Annotated in this window: 23 protein-coding genes; 17 read left to right on the top strand and 6 right to left on the bottom strand. The window is 61.5% G+C overall.

Annotated features, from left to right (window positions below):
- Positions 1–59: 59 nt before the first annotated feature.
- A complete protein-coding gene (locus ACGJAX_RS26730) occupies positions 60–254 on the bottom strand; it encodes a hypothetical protein (RefSeq protein ID WP_034149937.1) in 195 nt (64 codons plus the stop codon).
- A 227-nt stretch (positions 255–481) separates the two neighbouring features.
- On the bottom strand, positions 482–847 hold the full coding sequence (locus ACGJAX_RS26725) for a hypothetical protein (RefSeq protein ID WP_390956771.1): 366 nt from the start codon (positions 845–847) through the stop codon (positions 482–484).
- Between the two features lie 246 nt (positions 848–1,093).
- On the opposite strand from ACGJAX_RS26725, the gene ACGJAX_RS26720 reads away from it, so the two are divergent.
- Both ACGJAX_RS26720 and ACGJAX_RS26715 read left to right on the top strand, forming a co-directional pair.
- On the top strand, positions 1,094–1,912 hold the full coding sequence (locus ACGJAX_RS26720; protein ID WP_390956770.1) for a shikimate 5-dehydrogenase: 819 nt from the start codon (positions 1,094–1,096) through the stop codon (positions 1,910–1,912).
- 12 nt (positions 1,913–1,924) lie between these two features.
- On the top strand, positions 1,925–2,443 hold the full coding sequence (locus ACGJAX_RS26715) for a cupin domain-containing protein (RefSeq protein WP_247256286.1): 519 nt from the start codon (positions 1,925–1,927) through the stop codon (positions 2,441–2,443).
- A gap of 91 nt (positions 2,444–2,534) precedes the next feature.
- On the opposite strand, the gene ACGJAX_RS26710 is transcribed toward ACGJAX_RS26715, so the two are convergent.
- On the bottom strand, positions 2,535–3,182 hold the full coding sequence (locus ACGJAX_RS26710; protein WP_248915494.1) for a YceH family protein: 648 nt from the start codon (positions 3,180–3,182) through the stop codon (positions 2,535–2,537).
- A gap of 314 nt (positions 3,183–3,496) precedes the next feature.
- Here ACGJAX_RS26710 and ACGJAX_RS26705 point away from each other — a divergent pair, with 314 nt between their 5' ends.
- The 10 genes from ACGJAX_RS26705 to ACGJAX_RS26660 all read left to right on the top strand — a co-directional run bounded on the left by ACGJAX_RS26705 (position 3,497) and on the right by ACGJAX_RS26660 (position 11,424).
- Positions 3,497–4,474 (top strand): NAD-dependent epimerase/dehydratase family protein, encoded by a 978-nt coding sequence (locus ACGJAX_RS26705; protein WP_390956769.1) that lies wholly within the window; start codon positions 3,497–3,499, stop codon positions 4,472–4,474.
- A gap of 46 nt (positions 4,475–4,520) precedes the next feature.
- Positions 4,521–5,261: a glycosyltransferase gene (locus ACGJAX_RS26700; RefSeq protein ID WP_390956768.1), complete on the top strand. Its 741-nt coding sequence runs from the start codon at positions 4,521–4,523 to the stop codon at positions 5,259–5,261.
- Positions 5,258–5,536, top strand: coding sequence for a lipid-A-disaccharide synthase N-terminal domain-containing protein (locus tag ACGJAX_RS26695; RefSeq protein ID WP_090323764.1), 279 nt, complete (start codon positions 5,258–5,260; stop codon positions 5,534–5,536). The genes ACGJAX_RS26700 and ACGJAX_RS26695 overlap by 4 nt, the downstream gene beginning before the upstream one ends.
- A 214-nt stretch (positions 5,537–5,750) precedes the next feature.
- Positions 5,751–6,923, top strand: a complete 1,173-nt coding sequence (locus tag ACGJAX_RS26690) for an acyl-CoA dehydrogenase family protein (protein ID WP_390956767.1) — start codon at positions 5,751–5,753, stop codon at positions 6,921–6,923.
- Positions 6,920–8,113 (top strand): acyl-CoA dehydrogenase family protein, encoded by a 1,194-nt coding sequence (locus tag ACGJAX_RS26685; RefSeq protein WP_390956766.1) that lies wholly within the window; start codon positions 6,920–6,922, stop codon positions 8,111–8,113. The genes ACGJAX_RS26690 and ACGJAX_RS26685 overlap by 4 nt, the downstream gene beginning before the upstream one ends.
- 13 nt (positions 8,114–8,126) lie before the next feature.
- Entirely contained in the window at positions 8,127–8,909 is a 783-nt protein-coding gene (locus ACGJAX_RS26680) for an SDR family oxidoreductase (protein ID WP_247256280.1), read from the top strand.
- A 2-nt stretch (positions 8,910–8,911) separates the two neighbouring features.
- Positions 8,912–9,370: a MaoC family dehydratase gene (locus ACGJAX_RS26675; protein ID WP_247256279.1), complete on the top strand. Its 459-nt coding sequence runs from the start codon at positions 8,912–8,914 to the stop codon at positions 9,368–9,370.
- Between the two features lie 30 nt (positions 9,371–9,400).
- Positions 9,401–10,603: an acetyl-CoA C-acyltransferase gene (locus ACGJAX_RS26670; RefSeq protein WP_390956765.1), complete on the top strand. Its 1,203-nt coding sequence runs from the start codon at positions 9,401–9,403 to the stop codon at positions 10,601–10,603.
- Entirely contained in the window at positions 10,604–10,993 is a 390-nt protein-coding gene (locus tag ACGJAX_RS26665) for a nuclear transport factor 2 family protein (protein WP_390956764.1), read from the top strand. It begins immediately after the preceding gene.
- Positions 10,990–11,424 (top strand): nuclear transport factor 2 family protein, encoded by a 435-nt coding sequence (locus ACGJAX_RS26660; protein WP_390956763.1) that lies wholly within the window; start codon positions 10,990–10,992, stop codon positions 11,422–11,424. Before ACGJAX_RS26665 ends, ACGJAX_RS26660 begins: the two co-directional genes overlap by 4 nt.
- A gap of 314 nt (positions 11,425–11,738) precedes the next feature.
- Here the strand turns inward: ACGJAX_RS26660 and ACGJAX_RS26655 are convergent, their stop codons facing one another.
- Together ACGJAX_RS26655 and ACGJAX_RS26650 are read right to left on the bottom strand one after the other, a co-directional pair.
- Entirely contained in the window at positions 11,739–12,209 is a 471-nt protein-coding gene (locus ACGJAX_RS26655) for an SRPBCC family protein (RefSeq protein WP_390956762.1), read from the bottom strand.
- 16 nt (positions 12,210–12,225) lie between these two features.
- On the bottom strand, positions 12,226–12,999 hold the full coding sequence (locus ACGJAX_RS26650) for an SDR family oxidoreductase (RefSeq protein ID WP_390956761.1): 774 nt from the start codon (positions 12,997–12,999) through the stop codon (positions 12,226–12,228).
- Positions 13,000–13,194: 195 nt separating this feature from the next.
- Here ACGJAX_RS26650 and ACGJAX_RS26645 point away from each other — a divergent pair, with 195 nt between their 5' ends.
- The 4 genes from ACGJAX_RS26645 to dmpG are packed head-to-tail and all read left to right on the top strand — an operon-like array spanning position 13,195 to position 16,801.
- A complete protein-coding gene (locus tag ACGJAX_RS26645; protein WP_390956760.1) occupies positions 13,195–14,037 on the top strand; it encodes an alpha/beta fold hydrolase in 843 nt (280 codons plus the stop codon).
- Complete coding sequence (locus ACGJAX_RS26640) at positions 14,034–14,825, top strand: fumarylacetoacetate hydrolase family protein (protein WP_390956759.1); 792 nt, start codon at positions 14,034–14,036, stop codon at positions 14,823–14,825. The genes ACGJAX_RS26645 and ACGJAX_RS26640 overlap by 4 nt, the downstream gene beginning before the upstream one ends.
- Before the next feature lie 19 nt (positions 14,826–14,844).
- Positions 14,845–15,753 (top strand): acetaldehyde dehydrogenase (acetylating), encoded by a 909-nt coding sequence (locus ACGJAX_RS26635; RefSeq protein ID WP_390956758.1) that lies wholly within the window; start codon positions 14,845–14,847, stop codon positions 15,751–15,753.
- A 13-nt stretch (positions 15,754–15,766) separates the two neighbouring features.
- On the top strand, positions 15,767–16,801 hold the full coding sequence (gene dmpG / locus ACGJAX_RS26630; protein ID WP_390956757.1) for a 4-hydroxy-2-oxovalerate aldolase: 1,035 nt from the start codon (positions 15,767–15,769) through the stop codon (positions 16,799–16,801).
- Between the two features lie 66 nt (positions 16,802–16,867).
- On the opposite strand, the gene ACGJAX_RS26625 is transcribed toward dmpG, so the two are convergent.
- Positions 16,868–17,035: a hypothetical protein gene (locus tag ACGJAX_RS26625; RefSeq protein ID WP_390956756.1), complete on the bottom strand. Its 168-nt coding sequence runs from the start codon at positions 17,033–17,035 to the stop codon at positions 16,868–16,870.
- Positions 17,036–17,669: 634 nt separating this feature from the next.
- Here ACGJAX_RS26625 and ACGJAX_RS26620 point away from each other — a divergent pair.
- Positions 17,670–17,987, top strand: a complete 318-nt coding sequence (locus tag ACGJAX_RS26620) for a DUF6124 family protein (RefSeq protein ID WP_390956755.1) — start codon at positions 17,670–17,672, stop codon at positions 17,985–17,987.
- Positions 17,988–18,016 lie beyond the last annotated feature (29 nt).

Genomic DNA, 18,016 nt, shown 5'->3' with positions numbered 1-18,016 from the left:
CAATCACCGTTTTCGATAGTGGTCATTGACGGCATTGAGTCCAGTGGACCGTTTGCCGCTCAGTCGACCACCTGATCGAGCATGTGCACCACCTCCTGCTCGTTGAGCAGGCCCTTGCGCACCAGGTTTTGCGTCAGCAGCGAAAGGAACTTGGCGCTGCGATGGCCTTCCAGGTGCTTGAGTTCAGTCAGGGCGTTGTACACCTTGCTGGAAGTGCACAGGCCGACAATGCGGTGCGGATTTTGTGTGGGCATGGATTCGTCCTTGTTGTTATCAACCTGTTGTTGGCGGACAGGCCCAAGCTTGCGGGCCTGACATGACATAAATATGACGGTTGTCCGCAAAGGGACCGGTGAGTCAATCTTGCCAACTTGAGCAGCCGAGACTGTCCCGATAGCGACACCGGCGAGATTTATCCAGACTTGCGCCGACAGACGGCCATGAAAAAGCCCCGCGGATCAGGCGGGGCTTGTTGAGGCTGTTACCAGCGTCCATAACCGTGAGGATGGCCATAATAGCCGTGGGGTCCGTAGTAGACCGGTCTAGGGCCGTAGTAGATCGGCTGTTGTACGTACACCGGCGCCGGTTGGTAGTAGACCGGAGGCGGTGGTGCATAAACCGGTGCGGGCTGGGCATATACCGGTTGGGCATATACCGGTTGGGCGTAGACAGGTTGCGGTGCGACATACACCGGCCGGTTGGCGTTGATCAGGGCCGAGCCGACGATGGCCGTACCGACGATCGCTCCAAATACCGTCGCGTCATTACCACCACCATGGGCTTGCGCCTGTCCTGCGACAGCGAGGGCGCCGATCAGCAAGGCTACTGTGGGGATTTTACGGATCATGATAATTCCTCGGTTCTTCGACCCGGCGCTTGTGTCTGCAATAGACCCAAGGATTGTCGCGGGGATACATCTAAGACAGCGTTTTTTTGAAAATCAGCACAGCCGCTAGGTAAATTTTGTGTAAGGTCTGTACCGGCTTGCTTACGGTCGCCTGTGGGAGCGTGCAGGCTTGGGAATATGATCGATCAGAACGGTGTGGACTGGCTAATCCCGTCCATCTGAAAGTGCAAAGGGAAGGAGCAACACATGCAGATGAATCCGGACAGAAACACCCAGCTGTGCATGTCCCTCTCTGGACGCCCCGGCAACTTCGGTTTGCGATTTCATAACCATCTCTATGAACAACTGGGGCTGAATTTCTACTACAAGGCGTTCAGCAGCCAGGACCTGTCGGGTGCCGTTGGCGGCATTCGCGCCCTGGGGATTCGGGGGTGCGGCGTGTCGATGCCGTTCAAGGAAGCCTGTATTGCCCTGGTCGATGAGCTGGATGCGTCTGCCGCCGCCATTCAATCGATCAACACCATCGTCAACACGGATGGTCATCTCAAGGCGTATAACACCGACTACATTGCCATCGCCCAACTGCTGGAAACCCACGCAGTGCCCAAGGACACCACATTTGCCCTGCGCGGCAGCGGCGGGATGGCCAAGGCCGTGGCCAGTGCCTTTCGCGATGGCGGTTACAAAAATGGCCTGATCCTGGCGCGCAACGAACGTGCCGGTCGTGCCCTTGCCGAATCCCTGGGCTATCCATGGCAAGCGGAACTGGGTGCCCGGCGCCCGCAAATGCTGATCAACGTCACCCCGATCGGCATGAGCGGCGGCCCGGAGGCCGACCAACTGGCGTTCGAGGTCGACGCGATTTCCTCTGCGGATATCCTCTTCGATGTGGTGGCGATTCCCTCGGAAACACCGCTGATCGTGCGTGCTCGAGCCGAAGGCAAGCACGTCATTACCGGGCTCGAAGTGATCGCGATCCAGGCGCTGGAGCAGTTCGTGCTGTATACCGGTGTGCGGCCGACCGCCGAGCAGTTCCAGAAAGCGGTGGCCTTTGCCCGTAGCTAGAAGGAGGTTTGCATGCATCCGCGCATTCTCAATCTGAATCAGGTCGAACTCGAACCGCTGCCGGAAAACCTGGCGCCTGGCGGTGAGACGGCCAGCCGCTATCAGCAGCGTCTGGCTCGGGTCGGCCAGCAACTGGGCGCGCAAAAACTCGGTTATCGCTTGTACGTGCTGGAACCGGGGATGCGTGGCAGCCCGTTTCACAGCCATCGGGTCAACGAGGAGATGTTTTACGTCGTGGCCGGGGAAGGGCAGGTTCGCCTGGGTGCCGAACGCTTTCCCATCCGTGCGGGCGACGTGATCGCCTGTCCGCCGGGCGGTCCCGAGGCGGCGCACCAAATCATCAACACCAGCAACGCCGAGTTGCGCTACCTGGCGGTCAGTACCCAGCAGTCGCCGGAAATCTGCGAATACCCCGATTCCGGCAAATATGCGGTGATGGATGACTTCAAGGTCGATGCCCGGGGTAATGTCTCGGGTTTTGTGGCCGTTGCCCGACAGGCGGACGGGGTGGATTACTGGGACGGGGAGTGAACGATTCCCGGATCGAGTCGGCGAAGGTGTATGTGTGGCGAAGGCGCAAGCTCCCTCGCCACAGGGACGTCATTCAAGCGGGTGACGGATTTTACTCAAGGCGCGCCAAACGCTCTTCCAGTGCCGCAATCCGAGCCTCCAGCTCTTCGATCCGCTCGACCGAAACACCGCTACCGCCGCCACGTTCGACCGGATTCTGCCGCGCCGCAAGGATCGCGTCGATATCCGCCGGATCACCCAGGGCATGCATGTAGCGGTCTTCTCGCTGGCCGGCCTGGCGCGGAATCAGCAGCGCCAGCCCTCGGGCAATCAAGCGCTCCAGTTGATGCACCACTTGCTCGGCGTCTTCGAAATCATGCATGCGGCCGCTGCGGGTCAGCAGTTCATTGATGGTTTGTGGGCCACGCAGGAACAATAATCCGGCCAGAATGACCTGCGCCGGCACCAGTTCCAGCGCCTTGTCGACCTTGTGCTCCCAGCGATCCGCGCGACTGCCCATCACCAGTTTGGCGAAGCCGCGTCCCTCAAGGGCACGCAAGCTCTGGCCAACCTGGCCCTGGGTCAGGTTCATCACCGGTTCACGGCTGGTTTTCTGGTTGCAGGCGATTACCAAGGCATTAAGGGTCAGCGGGTAGGTTTCCGGGCTGGTGGCCTGTTTTTCGATCAAAGAGCCCAGAATGCGGATTTCCGTGCTGTTGAGTCGCGGCTCTTCAAAGGTCGTCTCTTGCTCGGTGATCATGGTTTGCGTCCTCCCTTACCCGGTTCAGGTTTTCACTTGAGTGGATGCACTTTAAATTGGTATGCGGCAATGGCAACAGAATTCGTGCATCATCTGAGGGGTGTTATTGCGGGTTTAACGAATTTTTAACGAAATTTTTACAAAACGGCAGTCACCCTGTGCGGGGCCACGGACCGCATGCCCCTTAAACGGGGGAATTTGCGCGTTGCTTGCATCGACAACGTCACCGGCCTCAAGTAATGGAAGATGGAGCAAGGCATGAAGTTGATGTTGGTATCAGCCAAACAAAATGTGCTCAATAGTGCACAGATCATATGACTATTCTGATAACCGGCGCTGCCGGATTCATTGGGTTTCACACCGCTCGGCGTCTATGCCTGGACGGCCATGAAGTGGTTGGCATCGACAACCTCAATGACTATTACGACGTCACGCTCAAGCGTGCTCGACTCAAAGAACTGCAGTCCTTGCCGGGCTTTCGTTTCGAGAGACTGGACATTGTCGATAAACCGGCCCTGATGGCGTTGTTTCGCGATAACCCCTTTACCGAAGTGGTGCATCTGGCCGCTCAGGCAGGCGTGCGCTATTCGCTGGACAATCCTGACATCTACGGGCAATCGAACCTGGTCGGCTTCCTCAATGTGCTGGAAGCCTGCCGGCACCATCGCCCTGCGCATTTGATCTACGCTTCCAGCAGTTCGGTGTACGGCAGCAACAGTAAAATGCCGTTCAGCATCGAGGACGCGGTCGATCATCCCATTTCATTGTATGCCGCGACCAAGCGGGCCAATGAACTGCTGGCCGAGAGTTATTGCCACCTGTACGGCATGAAAGCCAGCGGGCTGCGCTTCTTTACGGTTTACGGACCGTGGGGGCGGCCTGACATGGCGCTGTTCAAGTTTACCGAGGCGATGCTCAAAGGCCTGCCGATCGATATCTATAATCAGGGCGAGATGGCGCGGGACTTCACGTACGTCGACGATATCGTCGAAAGCATCGCCCGGCTGCGTACACGACCACCGGAATCGACCGGGGAGCGCGAAGGTGTCAACCGGTTGTTCAATATCGGTCGCGGCAAGCCAGTGGCACTGCTGGAATTCGTCGACTGTCTGGAAGCGGCACTGGGCATGCAAGCCCAACGCAACTATCTACCGTTGCAGGACGGCGATGTAGTCAAGACCTGGGCCGATGTGTCGGCACTGGAAGAATGGGTCGATTTCAGTCCGCAGGTGCCGGTTGGCACCGGCGTCGGGGAGTTTGTGAAGTGGTATCGCCAGTTTTATCAGTTATGAACCATTCTCCCTTGAAAACAAAAGAGCAAGGCAAAAGAGCGCCTCTATGAGCAATGACATTTTTGTATCGGTACTGATCCCCGCGAAGAACGAAGCGAACAACCTCAAGCCCTTGCTTGAGGAAATCCGCGTGGCGCTGGCGGATGAGTCTTTTGAAATCATCGTCGTCGACGATGGCAGTACCGATGCCACCCTGCACGAACTGCAGCAGGCCAAAAACAATGGCCTGAGCCAGTTACGCATGCTGCATCATGATCGCTCCCTGGGGCAAAGCACCTCGCTGTACCACGCGGCGCAGGCTGCTCGCGGGCAGTGGCTGGCCACGCTCGATGGCGATGGGCAGAACGACCCGGCGGACATCCCGGGCATGTTGGCGCTGGTGCGTCACCAGCCAGCCAATGGTGATTTGCAACTGGTGGCGGGCCACCGGGTCAACCGCCGCGACACCGCGAGCAAGCGCTGGGCTTCGCGTTTTGCCAATGGCCTGCGCAGCCGTCTGCTCAAGGACTCCACACCAGACACTGGCTGTGGCTTGAAACTGATTCAACGCGCAGCGTTTTTGCGCCTGCCGTACTTCGATCATATGCATCGCTACATTCCCGCGTTGATCCAGCGGCACAATGGCAAGATGGTCGTCCATCCGGTCAACCACCGGCACCGCACTGCCGGCGTGTCCAAGTACGGCAATATCGACCGCGCCCTGGTCGGCATCCTCGACCTCTTCGGCGTGTGGTGGCTGATCAAGCGTACCCGTCTGAATACTCAGGCCCGGGAGGTTCAGGAATGAACCTTTCCCGCGAATCCCTGTGGTTGGTGATCGGCTTTGCCGGCCAGCTCGCGTTTACCGGTCGTTTCGTTCTGCAGTGGCTGTACAGCGAATACAAAAAACGCAGCGTGATCCCGACCAGTTTCTGGTACCTGAGCATCGTCGGCAGCGCCCTGCTGCTGATGTATGCCATTTACCGTCAAGACCCGGTGTTCATCGCCGGTCAGGCTTTTGGCTTTATTGTGTATCTGCGTAACCTGCAATTGATTGCAAAAAGCAAAAACCTCAAGGAGTAAGTCAGGCGCAGATCGTTGTCGCCCGGGGTCGAATGCCTGGGCTTGATGCTGCTCGCCCTGCTTTTGGTCGGTGCCCGCAACAGGACAGCGCCCCGCATCACCCGTTCGGACTAGGCAAGGCTAACGATTCTGCCGCGTCCGGGCGGCGCCAAACTTCATGCTCAAAGGGGTGTTGCGCCACGCGCGCCCCGCCAAATGAGCAGAAGGCGCCGCGATGGAGTTTGCATTCAGCGACGAACAGGAAATGATCCGCGCATCGGCCGAGGGCTTCCTCGCCGATGTCTCGGATTCAGCCGCCGTACGGGCGGCGATGGTCAGTGAACGGGGGTTTGACGAGGCGCTCTGGCAGCGGGTTTGCCAGGAAATGTACTGGCCGGCGATTCACATTCCCGAAGCCTATGGCGGATTGGGTCTGGGGTTTGTCGAACTGGCGATTCTGCTGGAGCAAATGGGTCGCCGTTTGCTCTGCTCGCCGTTTTTCGCCACCGCCTGCATGGCCACGCCGGCGCTGTTGCTGGCGGCCAATGATGAGCAGAAACAGCGCTGGCTCCCGTCGATCGCCGACGGCAGCCTGACCGCGACCCTGGCCTTCAGCAGCGCCAATGGCTGGGCGGCTGACGATGTGCAGGCAACCGTTGTGCCCGAGGGTGAGGGTTTTGTGCTCGACGGCACCCTCAAGCATGTGCTCGACGGCCACGGTGCAGACCTGCTGATCATCGCCGCACGGCTTCCCGGTTCTACCGGCGAGACGGGTATCAGCCTGTTTGCGGTGGAAGCGGGGCGCGCGGGGATCGAGCGGCAGATGCTCCCGACCATGGACCAGACCCGGCGTCAGGCGCGTATTCAACTGGACGGCCTGTACCTCGAAGCCGACTGCCTGCTCGGTGAGTTCGGCGCGGGTTGGCCGCACCTGGAGCGAGCCCTGCAATTGGCCTGCATCGGCCTGGCCGCCGAGCAGACCGGCGGCGCACAACAGGTACTCGACCTCAGCGTCGCCTACATGCAGGAGCGCCAGCAATTCGGGCGTCCCCTTGCCAGTTTCCAGGCCCTCAAACACCGCGCCGCCGACATGATGCTGCAAGTCGAGTGCGCGCGTTCGGCCAGCTACTACGCCGCGTGCGTGGCCCAGGAAGTCCTCGACCCGCAGGGTGATCCGCAGGTCGCCGCCGAACTGCCGCTGGCCGCCGCGCTGGCCAAGGCGCAGTGCTCCGAAACCTATTTCCACTGTGCATCCGAATCGATCCAGTTGCATGGCGGTGTCGGTTTCACCTGGGAATACGACCCGCACCTCTACTTCAAGCGCGCCCGTGCCAGCGAAAGCTTTCTCGGGTTACCGGCCTGGCATCGCGAGCGGATCGCCGTCGCGATTCTTGGAGAGCAGCCATGAAAATCAGTTTCAGCGAGCAGGACGAACGCTTCCGCCAGGCAGTATCCGACTGGTTGAGCGCCAACCTCTGTGGTGAATTCGAAGCCCTGCGTTTTCGAGGCGGCCCCGGCGACGAGCACATGTTTCCCGAAGAGCGCAAAGCCTGGGAACGCAAGCTTGCCGAGGGGGGCTGGACCTGTGTCGGTTGGGCGCCGGAGCATGGCGGGCGTGGCCTGTCGATCACCCAACAAGTGATCTTCCATGAAGAATATGCCCGCGCCGGCGGCCCCGGACGCATGGGCCATATCGGCGAAGGCCTGGCTGGCCCGACCATCGCCGCGTTCGGCACGGTCGAGCAGCAGCGGCGTTTTCTGCCAGGTATCGTCAGCGGCCGCGAGTTCTGGTGCCAGGGCTATTCCGAGCCTGGCGCCGGGTCCGACCTGGCCAACGTCAAGACCCGTGCAGTGCTGGATGAAGCCAGCGGCACCTGGCGGATCAACGGACAAAAAGTCTGGACCTCCCTGGCCCACGAGTCGGACTGGTGCTTCGTGATTGCCCGCACCGAGCCGGGTAGCGTTGGCCATCGCGGTTTGTCGTTCCTGCTGGTGCCGATGGCCCAGGCGGGAGTTACCGTGCGGCCGATCGAGCAACTGACCGGCACCTCGGAGTTCAACGAGGTGTTCTTCGACGATGCCCGCACCGACGCCAGCTATATCATCGGCGCGCCGGGCGAGGGCTGGAAAATCGCCATGGCGCTGCTGGGCTTCGAGCGCGGCGTCTCGACCCTCGGCCAGCAGATGCAGTTTCAGAACGAACTCAACGAGATTATCGCCATCGCCAAGTCCAATGGCGCCGCGCGCGACCCGATCCTGCGCCAGCGCCTGGCCGAAGCCTGGAGCGGGTTGCGGATCATGCGCTACAACTCGCTGCGCATGCTCTCCGGTAGCCAGGACGGTTCGCTGCGCAAAGAGGCGACCATCTACAAGCTGTTCTGGTCGAGCTGGCACGCCAGCCTCGGCAAGTTGGCGATGGACGTCCTCGGCGCCGAAGCGGAACTGCTCGAAGCCGCGCCTTATCAACTGAGCCGTTTGCAGTCGCTGTACCTGTTCAGCCGCGCCGACACCCTCTACGGCGGCAGCAACGAAATCCAGCGCAACATCATCGCCGAGCGCGCTTTGGGAATGCCCAAAGAACCGCGTCCGCGCGCCTGAAAGGAGAGAATCCATGTCTGTACCTCACTATGTTGCAGGTCGCGGCCTGCTGCGTGACAAGTCGGTCCTGATCACTGCGGCGGCAGGCGCCGGGATCGGTTTTTCCGCCGCTGTGCGCGCCGCCGAGGAAGGTTGTCGCGCGCTGATGATCAGCGATATCCATGAAGGCCGCCTGGCCGAGGCGGTGTTGAAAATCCGCGAGACCACCGGGCTGCAACAGGTCTTCGGCCAGGTCTGCAACGTCGCCGACGAGGCCCAGGTGCAACAGTTGATCGCCAGCGCCGAGCGAGACTTGCAAGGCGTCGATGTGCTGATCAACAACGCCGGGCTCGGCGGTTCGCGGTTGTTGGTGGACATGGGTGACGAAGAGTGGAACCGGGTGCTCGATGTGACCCTCACCGGCACCATGCGCATGACCCGCGCGATGCTGCCGAAGATGATGGAGCGCCGCGCCGGCGTGATCGTCAACAACGCCTCGGTGCTGGGCTGGCGCGCGCAGAAGGAGCAGTCGCACTATGCCGCCGCCAAGGCCGGGGTGATGGCCCTGACCCGTTGCGCAGCGGTCGAGGCCGCCGACTACGGCATCCGCATCAACGCGGTGAGCCCGAGCATTGCCTTGCATGATTTCCTGCGTAAATCCGCACCCCAGGCGGTGCTCGACCAACTCGCCGCCAACGAAGCGTTCGGGCGAGCCGCCGAGGTCTGGGAAGTGGCCAACGTGATGATGTTCCTGGCCAGCGACTACAGCTCCTACATGACCGGCGAAGTGTTGTCGGTGTCCAGTCAGAGGGCTTGAACATGCCACGAATTTTCGCCACGCCGATGGCCCTGTTCGACGCCGTGGGCCAGTCCCTGGGCGTCAGCGACTGGCTGCTGCTGGAGCAGGCACGCATCGACCGGTTCGCCGAGGCCACCGGTGATCACCAATGGATTCACGTCGATCCGGTCAGGGCCGCCAGCGGCCCGTTTGGCGCCTGCATCGCCCATGGCTACCTGAGCCTGGGGCTGGTCAATCTGTTTTTGCCGCAGATCGTCGAAGTGCGCGGCATCGCCATGGGCGTCAACTACGGCTGCGAGCGGGTGCGTTTTCCCGCCGTGGTGCGCGTCGGTTCGCGGGTGCGTGGCAGCGCGCAATTGATCGCCGTCGAGGAGGTCAAGGGCGGCGTTCAGGCGACCATCCGCGTCAGCGTCGACATCGACGGCGAGGATCGCCCCGGCTGCGTGGTCGACACCATCAGCCGCTATTACCCCGCCTGATCCAGGCAGCAGGATTTCGAGGAATTGAACATGAAAGAAGCCGTCATCGTTTCGACCGCCCGTACCCCGATCGGCAAGGCCTTTCGCGGTGCCTTCAACGACACCGAGGCGCCGCAACTGGGTGGTCATGTCGTGCGCGAAGCCGTGCGCCGTGCCGGGATCGAACCGGGCGAGGTGGACGATGTGATCATCGGTGCCGCCGCGCAGCAGGGCACCCAGTCCTACAACCTGGGGCGCCTGTGCGCGATTGCCGGCGGTCTGCCGGCTTCCGTTGCCGGGATGGCCGTCGAGCGCCAGTGTTCATCGGGCCTGATGAGTATCGCCATGGCCGCCAAAGGCATCATGTGCGACGAAATCGATATCGCCGTAGCCGGTGGCCTGGAGTCGATTTCCCTGGTGCAGAACAAGCACAAGAACCTCTATCGCAATCAATCGAATGCGGTAATCGAGCTTGATCCACATGCCTACATCCCGATGATCGAAACCGCCGAGATTGTCGCTGCGCGCTACGGTATCTCCCGCGAAGAACAGGATGAGTACAGCTACCAGAGCCAGGTACGCACCGCCCTAGCTCAAAGCGCCGGTCTGTTCGACCGTGAACTGGCGCCGCTAAGTAGCCGCAAGGCGATTTTCGACAAGGCCACGGGCGAAACCCGCTATGAAACCGTGACCTTGCTGCGCGACGAGTGCAACCGCGTCGACACCACCCGCGACAGTCTCGCCGGGCTGGAGCCGGTGTGGCCGGGCGGCCAGTGGAGTGACAAGGGCCGCTTCATCACCGCCGGCAACGCCTCGCAGTTGTCCGACGGTGCTTCGGCCTCGGTGTTGATGAGCGCCAGACTGGCCGAGAAACGTGGACTGGAACCCCTGGGCATTTATCGCGGCATGGCGGTCGCTGGCTGCAACTCCGACGAGATGGGCATCGGCCCGGTCTACGCCATTCCCAAACTGCTCAAGCGCCATGGCCTGACCATGGATCACATCGGCCTGTGGGAGCTGAACGAGGCGTTCGCCTGTCAGGTCCTGTACTGCCGCGACACCCTGGGCATTCCCGCCGAGCGTCTGAACGTCAACGGCGGGGCGATTGCCGTCGGCCATCCGTTCGGCATGTCCGGTGCGCGCATGGTCGGTCATGCGTTGGTCGAAGGGCAGCGACGCGGTTTGCGCTACGTGGTGGTGAGCATGTGTATCGGTGGAGGCATGGGTGCCGCTGCATTGTTCGAGGTGCTCTGAATGATCGACGCTCAGCAGATTCAAGCGACCATGGCGCGCTATGTGGAATTGGTGGATGCCGGCGACATCGACGGTATTCTCGCGCTGTATGCCTCTGATGCGGTGGTTGAAGACCCGGTCGGTCAGGTGCCGCTGGCTGGCCTGGATGCCATCGAACGCTTCTACCGTGATGGCTTGGGGACGATGAAAGTCTCGGCCACGCTGACCGGCCCGGTGCGGGCGACGCTCAACGGTTGCGGGGCCATGCCGTTTCGGGTCGACATGGAGTGGGGCGGACAGCCGTGCTCGCTGCATGTGATCGACGTGATGGAATTCGGTGCCGACGGCAAGATTCGTTCGATGAAAGCGTTCTGGAGTGAGGTCAACGTGACCGCGCGAGGTGCGGTATGACCCTGGAGCAGAGGGTTGCGCGCCTGGAAGCACTGGAGGACATTCGTCAGCTCAAGCATCGCTATCTCAATGCCTGCGATCTCAAGCAAGTCGAGGTCATTGCCGACTGTTTCGCCGAGGGGGAGGTGCTGATCGACTACGGTCCGCTGGGAATCTTCCGCGAGCGCGACAGCTTTGTCGCGCTGTACCGCGAACTGGCCTGTCATGAGCGGGTGATCGATCTGCACCATGGCGCCAACCCTGAAATCGAGTGGCTAAACGAGGATCAAGCCCTGGGTTGCTGGGCCCTGTGGTATTTCAACCTGGATGGCCAGAGCGGGGCGACACGGCAGTTGGGCGGTTTTTATCAGGACCGTTATCAGCGTATCGCCGGTCAATGGAAGATCGTCGCCACCCGTTTTACCGCTCATTCGGAAGTGGCACGCCCCTGAAGCACCTGCATGCACCGTCAATCCACTGTAGGAGCGAGCTTGCTCCGGGCGGCGTTCCGACGATGAACTGGAGACCAGCGCGGGGCATCAGGTTCCCCGCGTTATCGTTCACGACCATCGCGAGCAGGCTCGCTCCCACAGGTTTTGTGGTGGACCTGGCATTTGTGAGCACCGCCAATCCCCTGTGGGACCTGGCATTTGCACTCACCGCCATTCCCTTGTAGGAGCGAGCCTGCTCGCGATGAACTGGAGACTGCTGTGGGGCATCAGGTTCGCCGCGTTATCGTTCACGACCATCGCGAGCAGGCTCGCTCCTACGGCAAGTCGGGATTCTGTGTCCGATTGGTTTCGTAGTAAGCCTTGAGGTTCTCGGCAATCTGCAACACAACCTTGTTGAAGGCCTTGGCCAGCAACCACTCCGCCAGCCTGCCGCCGCGCAGGCTGTAGCTCATCTGCAAGGTGATGCGGGTCACGTCGTCTTCGTTTTGCAGGGAATAGCTGAAGCTGGCCTCGCGAAACGGGAAGGGCGAGCCGTTGCTGCCTTTGTGCAACAGCAACACGAAACCGATGCCTTCCTGCCATTTCACCACGCTTTCATCCAGGTACTGGCCACCCTTGCGCAGCACCCGGCGACTGGCGCCGATGCCTTCCTGTGGGCCGGGATGAAACCGGCAACCGGTGAGTCCCGGCACGTAGTGCGGGGCAAGACTCAAGTCACGCAGCCTGGCCCACGCGGCTTGTGGCGGGAGGTCAAGTACAACGCTGTGGCGAGCAATCGCGGACATGTCGGGGCTCCTCTTGTCAGTGGGATCGGGCGGCATCGAGAAAGGCCGGACGTTCACCCGCGCCATGCACCGCGATGTCCGCGCCGCTGACATAACGAGCCAGCGCCGAGGCCAGGTACAGGCAGGTATCACCGATGTCTTCGGGACTTGCCAGGCGTTGCAGGGGGATGGTCGCGGCCACCCGCGCAAGGCCGGCGTCGTCACCATAGTGCATGGCGGCCTGCTCGGTGAGAATCAACCCGGCGGTCACCGCATTGACCCGCACCTTGGGCGCCCACTCCACCGCCAGCGAGGTGCTCAGGTTCAGCAAGCCGGCCTTGGCTGCGCCGTAAGCGGCGGTGCCGGGGGAAGGGCGGGTCGCGCTGACGCTGCAGATGTTGATGATTGCACCGCCATCGAGCTGGGCCTGCATCACCTGGTTGGCTTGCTGACAGAGGTTCAATGGCGCCAACAGGTTCAGGCGGATGATCGCCTCGCTGAACCGGGGTGATGCCGTGGCGGCGTCAGCATTTGGCGAGCCGCCGGCATTGTTGATCAGTACGTCGAGGCGCCCGAAGCGCTCGACGATCTGCTCGATCAAGCGCCCCGACTGCTCGACGTCGCGCAGGTCGCAAGGTACGAACCAGGCCTCGCGCCCGGCGCTGGCCGGCAAGGTCGTCGGGGCTTCGCGGCCGCAGATCACCACGTCGGCGCCACCGTCCAGAAAGCGCTGGCTGATGCCGCGTCCGACCCCTTTGCCACCGCCGGTGACCAGTACCACTTTGCCGCGAAAGTCCATCGGATCAAGCATGGGAGTTCTCTTTTTGTCGCTCGGGAATACCACCGATGCTAGGTCTGCCGACCGTGCAATCCAACGTCCGATGAGACTAGAGACTGTGCAGGGGCGAGCAGGCTCGCTCCTACGGCGCGTAGTCCTGTCGGACGATGTTGATGGGCCGGCCCGCAGGAATAATCCGGCGACAACAACAGGCCGGGAGGACACCTTATGGGCGCTTCAGCGCAAGGGCACTTCGTTACGCTGCCGGAAGGTTTGCAGCTGCACTACTTGGATATCGGCGGGCAGGACGCCGGCAGCGGCGAACCGGTGATTTTCATTCATGGCAGCGGGCCGGGCGCCAGCGGTCACAGCAACTTCAAGCAGAACTACCCGGTGTTTGCCGAAGCCGGCTACCGCGTCATCGTCCCGGACCTGCCAGGCTATGGCGCCTCGGACAAGCCCGAGACCCTCTACACCCTGGACTTCTTTGTCGGCGCACTGAGCGGTCTGCTCGATGCCCTCGACATCCCGCGATGCGTGCTGGTCGGCAATTCCCTGGGCGGTGCCATCGCCATCAAACTGGCTCTGGACCAGCCACAACGGGTCAGTCGACTGGTGCTGATGGCGCCCGGTGGCCTGATGGAAAAAGAACAGTATTACCTGCAGATGGAAGGCATCCAGAAAATGGGCGCAGCCTTTGCCAAGGGTGAACTGAATGACGCGGCGGGCATGCGCCGTTTGCTGGCGCTGCAGCTGTTCGACGAAAGCCTGATCAGCGACGAGACGGTCAACGAGCGGGTGGCGGTGGTGCAGCAGCAGCCCGTCTGCGTGCTGTCGACCATGCAGGTGCCGAACATGACCGCGCGCCTGGGTCAATTGCAGTGCCCAATCCTCGGCTTCTGGGGCATGAACGACAAGTTCTGCCCGTCCTCCGGGGCCCTGACCATGCTCGAGCATTGTTCCGGCATCCGTTTTGTGATGCTCAGCGAATGCGGACATTGGGTTCAGGTCGAGTACCGCGAGTTGTTCAACCGCCAGTGCCTGGCATTTCTTCAGGAGGCCCGCGGATGAGCGTGCAATTGCGCCGTGAATTCGGCGAGGAACTTTACCAGGCGCTGCTCAGCGGCTCGACCCTGGCACCGCTGACCGAGCGCTGGCCGGCGATCAGCATCGAGGACGCCTACCATATTTCCCTGTACGCCATCGAACGCCGCGTCGCGGCCGGGGACCGGATCGTCGGCAAGAAAATCGGCGTGACCTCGGCGGCGGTGCAGCAGATGCTCAACGTGCATCAGCCGGATTTCGGGTTCATCACCCGACAGATGTCGTTCGCCGACGACGCGCAGATTTCCCTGTCGGCCAACAAGCTGATCCAGCCCCGTGCCGAGGGCGAGATTGCCTTCAAGCTCAAGCACGACCTGGTCGGCCCCGGCATCACCGAAGCCGACGTACTGGACGCCACCGAGTACGTGATGCCGTGCTTCGAAATTGTCGATTCGCGGATTCACGACTGGCGCATCCGCATTCAGGACACCGTCGCCGACAACGCTTCTTGTGGCGTATTTGTGCTGGGCGACAGCCAGGTCGATCCCCGTGGCCTGGATCTGCCCAACCTGCGCATGCGTGTGTTCAAGAACGGTGAGCCCCTCAGCGAAGGCCTGGGTTCGGCGGTGCAGGGCAATCCGCTGACGGCGGTGGCCTGGCTGGCCAACACCCTGGGTGCCTTCGGTATTCCGTTCAAGGCCGGGGAAATCATCCTTTCCGGCTCGCTGGTACCACTGGAACCGGCCCGCGCCGGCGACCGTTTCGAATTGACCATCGATGGCCTGGGCAGTGCCCGGGTGTCTTTCTGCGCCTGACTTGTGGGGTTTTAACCGGATGAGCAAGAAACTCAGAGCGGCCATTATCGGCCCGGGCAATATCGGCACTGATCTGCTGATGAAGATGTGCCGATCGGAATGGATCGAGCCGGTATGGATGGTCGGCGTCGACCCGCAATCGGAAGGCCTCAAGCGCGCCCGCGAGATGGGCGTGAAAACCACCGCGGAGGGCGTCGACGGGTTGCTGCCTCACGTCCTCGATGACGATATTCGCATCGCCTTCGATGCCACCTCGGCTTATGTGCATGCGCAAAACAGCCGCAAGCTCAACGAACTGGGGGTGATCATGATCGACCTTACGCCGGCGGCCATCGGCCCGTTCTGCGTGCCGCCGGTCAACCTCAAGGAACATGCGTCGAGCCTGGCGATGAACGTCAATATGGTCACCTGCGGCGGTCAGGCGACCATTCCGATGGTGGCGGCCGTGTCACGGGTGCAGTCGGTGAGCTACGGCGAAATTGTCGCCACCGTGTCCTCCGGTTCGGTAGGGCCGGGCACCCGGCAGAACATCGACGAATTCACCCGCACCACGGCCGGCGCGGTGGAGCAAATCGGCGGCGCGCGACGCGGCAAGGCGATCATCGTGATCAACCCGGCCGAGCCGCCGCTGATGATGCGCGACACCATCCATTGCCTGACCGATGACGAGCCGAACCAGGATGCGATCCGCACGTCGGTGCTGGAGATGGTTCACGAAGTGCAGCGCTATGTGCCCGGCTACAAGCTGATCAACGGGCCGGTGTTCGACGGGCGCAAGGTGTCGATTTTCATCGAGGTCGAAGGCCTTGGCGATTTCCTGCCCAAGTCCGCCGGCAACCTCGACATCATGACCGCCGCCGGTTTGCGCACAGCCGAGATGTTCGCCGAAGAAGCCCACAAGGGCACCCTGCAACTGCCGGTCCGTTGAGTGGAGAATCCCGATGAATTTACAAGGCAAGAGCGTCCGTCTGCATGACATGAGTCTGCGCGACGGCATGCACGCAAAACAGCACCAGATCAGCCTCGAGCAGATGGTTTCGGTGGCCTCCGGCCTCGATGCCGCGGGGGTGCCGCTGATCGAAATCACCCACGGTGATGGCCTGGGCGGTGCATCGCTGAACTACGGCTTCCCGGCCCACAGCGACGAGGAATACTTCGCGGCAGTGATCCCGAAGATGAAGCAGGCCAAGGTTTCGGCGCTGTTGCTGCCGGGGATAGGCACCCTCGATCATCTGAAAATGGCGCATGAACACGGGGTCTCGACCATTCGCGTGGCCACCCACTGCACCGAGGCCGACGTATCCGGCCAGCACATCGGCATGTCGGCGAAGATGGGCCTGGATACCGTCGGCTTCCTGATGATGGCGCACATGGTCAGTGCGGAAAAACTGCTGGCGCAGGCGCGGCTGATGGAAAGCTATGGCGCCAACTGCATTTATTGCACGGACTCGGCGGGCTACATGCTGCCCGATGAAGTGACGAATAAAATCGGCGCCTTGCGTGCTGGACTGAATGCCGGGACCGAGGTGGGTTTCCACGGTCACCACAACATGGGCATGGCCATCGCCAACTCCCTGGCCGCTATCGAGGCCGGTGCCGCGCGGATCGACGGTTCGGTGGCAGGCCTGGGTGCGGGGGCGGGCAACACGCCGCTGGAAGTGTTCGTGGCGGTGCTGGAGCGGATGGGCGTGAACAGTGGCGTCGATCTCTACCGGATCATGGACGTGGCCGAAGACCTGGTGGTACCGATGATGGACCAGCCGATCCGCCTCGACCGCGACGCGCTGACCCTGGGCTATGCCGGGGTCTACAGCTCGTTCCTGCTGTTCGCCAAGCGTGCCGAACAGAAGTACGGCATCGCCGCCCGTGAATTGTTGGTGGAGTTGGGTCGTCGTGGCACGGTGGGTGGCCAGGAAGACATGATCGAAGACCTGGCGCTGACCCTGTCACGGGCTCGGGGAGTGTTGCCGACCTGAGGCTGGGACGAACAAAAAAACCACCGAAGATCCGGTGGTTTTTTTTGCGGCCACTGCAAGCCTCGATCAGGGCAGCAGATTGCGTACCAGTGGCGGGTAGCAATTGATGGCGCTGCTGGAGCAACTGAAATACGCGGTGGACGGTCGATAGGCTTTATCCTTGAACAACTGGCACAGGCTGGCGCTACTGCCGGCGCAAACAATGATGAACAGGGCACAAGTGGCTTTTCGCATGGCGAGCCTCGACACGGATATTTGTTGTTGTGCAGGTACGTTATGGCGAGGGACGCCAGCCGGCTTCGTCCGAATGGACTACCCGGAGAAACTGAAGCCAGCCCACAGCCTTTGTGGCGGCCCCGGCCTCTGCATACACCGCCAATCCCCTGTGGGAGCTTGCTCGCGATGGCATCGGGTCAGGCACTTTGATGCTGGATGTGCCACCGTCTTCGCGAGCGGGCTCGCTCCCACATTGGATCTGCGCCGGCCAATATCCTGCCGGCCTGCCTGGCCCGGATGGAGAAGCAACCGTCGGCTGTTCCTACAAAAAGCGCCGACATGCTCGGCATTCAGCAGGTGTTTTCCCACAGGATTTTAGGGTTGCCGGTAGGAAGTGGCTTTTTTAATCTGCCGGCCGTCGCTGCCAATTCAGCGACCGGGCTTGGAACCCCGATGTGTAAACGGCGCAAATGTGCCCTTCATAACGTATGCTTGCGCGCCTTTAATGTGTGCATTCCGTTATGGCGGCTGTGCGCGGGAGACCTCTTGGTCTGCCGGGTTCCGTTTACCCCGGGTTCCAACCTGCGTGCAGCTGCCACCCCTTCGCTTGGAACCGAATGGAGCAGCTTTAACCAGTAGACGGAGCTCCACCATGCCCAAACCCACCCCCAATCCCCCCGAATCAAAAGCCGACAGCACGACTCCCAGCCTTCACCTCAAACCCACCCTCCTGCAATCCAGCATTCCCCACACCCCGAGCAAGATGTTCCTCATCGCCCCCGACATCGACACCGAGAGCCTGCTGGCCCACGCCTGTGAATCACTGGCGTCCGCGAGCATCATGGCCACTGACTTCGCGACCTTCGTGGACGGGCCGCAGCGCAGCATGTTGTTGGGTATCCAGCAGGTGATCATGCTGGCCGAGCTGTCGGTGAACCGCGCACTGGATAACCTCGCTCCGCCCTGTTGAACACTGATCCACAGATGTTTTGCGATCCA

The sequence above is a fragment of the Pseudomonas moorei genome, assembly GCF_042846945.1.
Classification (GTDB): Bacteria; Pseudomonadota; Gammaproteobacteria; order Pseudomonadales; family Pseudomonadaceae; genus Aquipseudomonas; species Aquipseudomonas moorei.
Note: the sequence above shows the minus strand (reverse complement) of the source record. Positions and strands in the feature narration are given on the sequence as shown.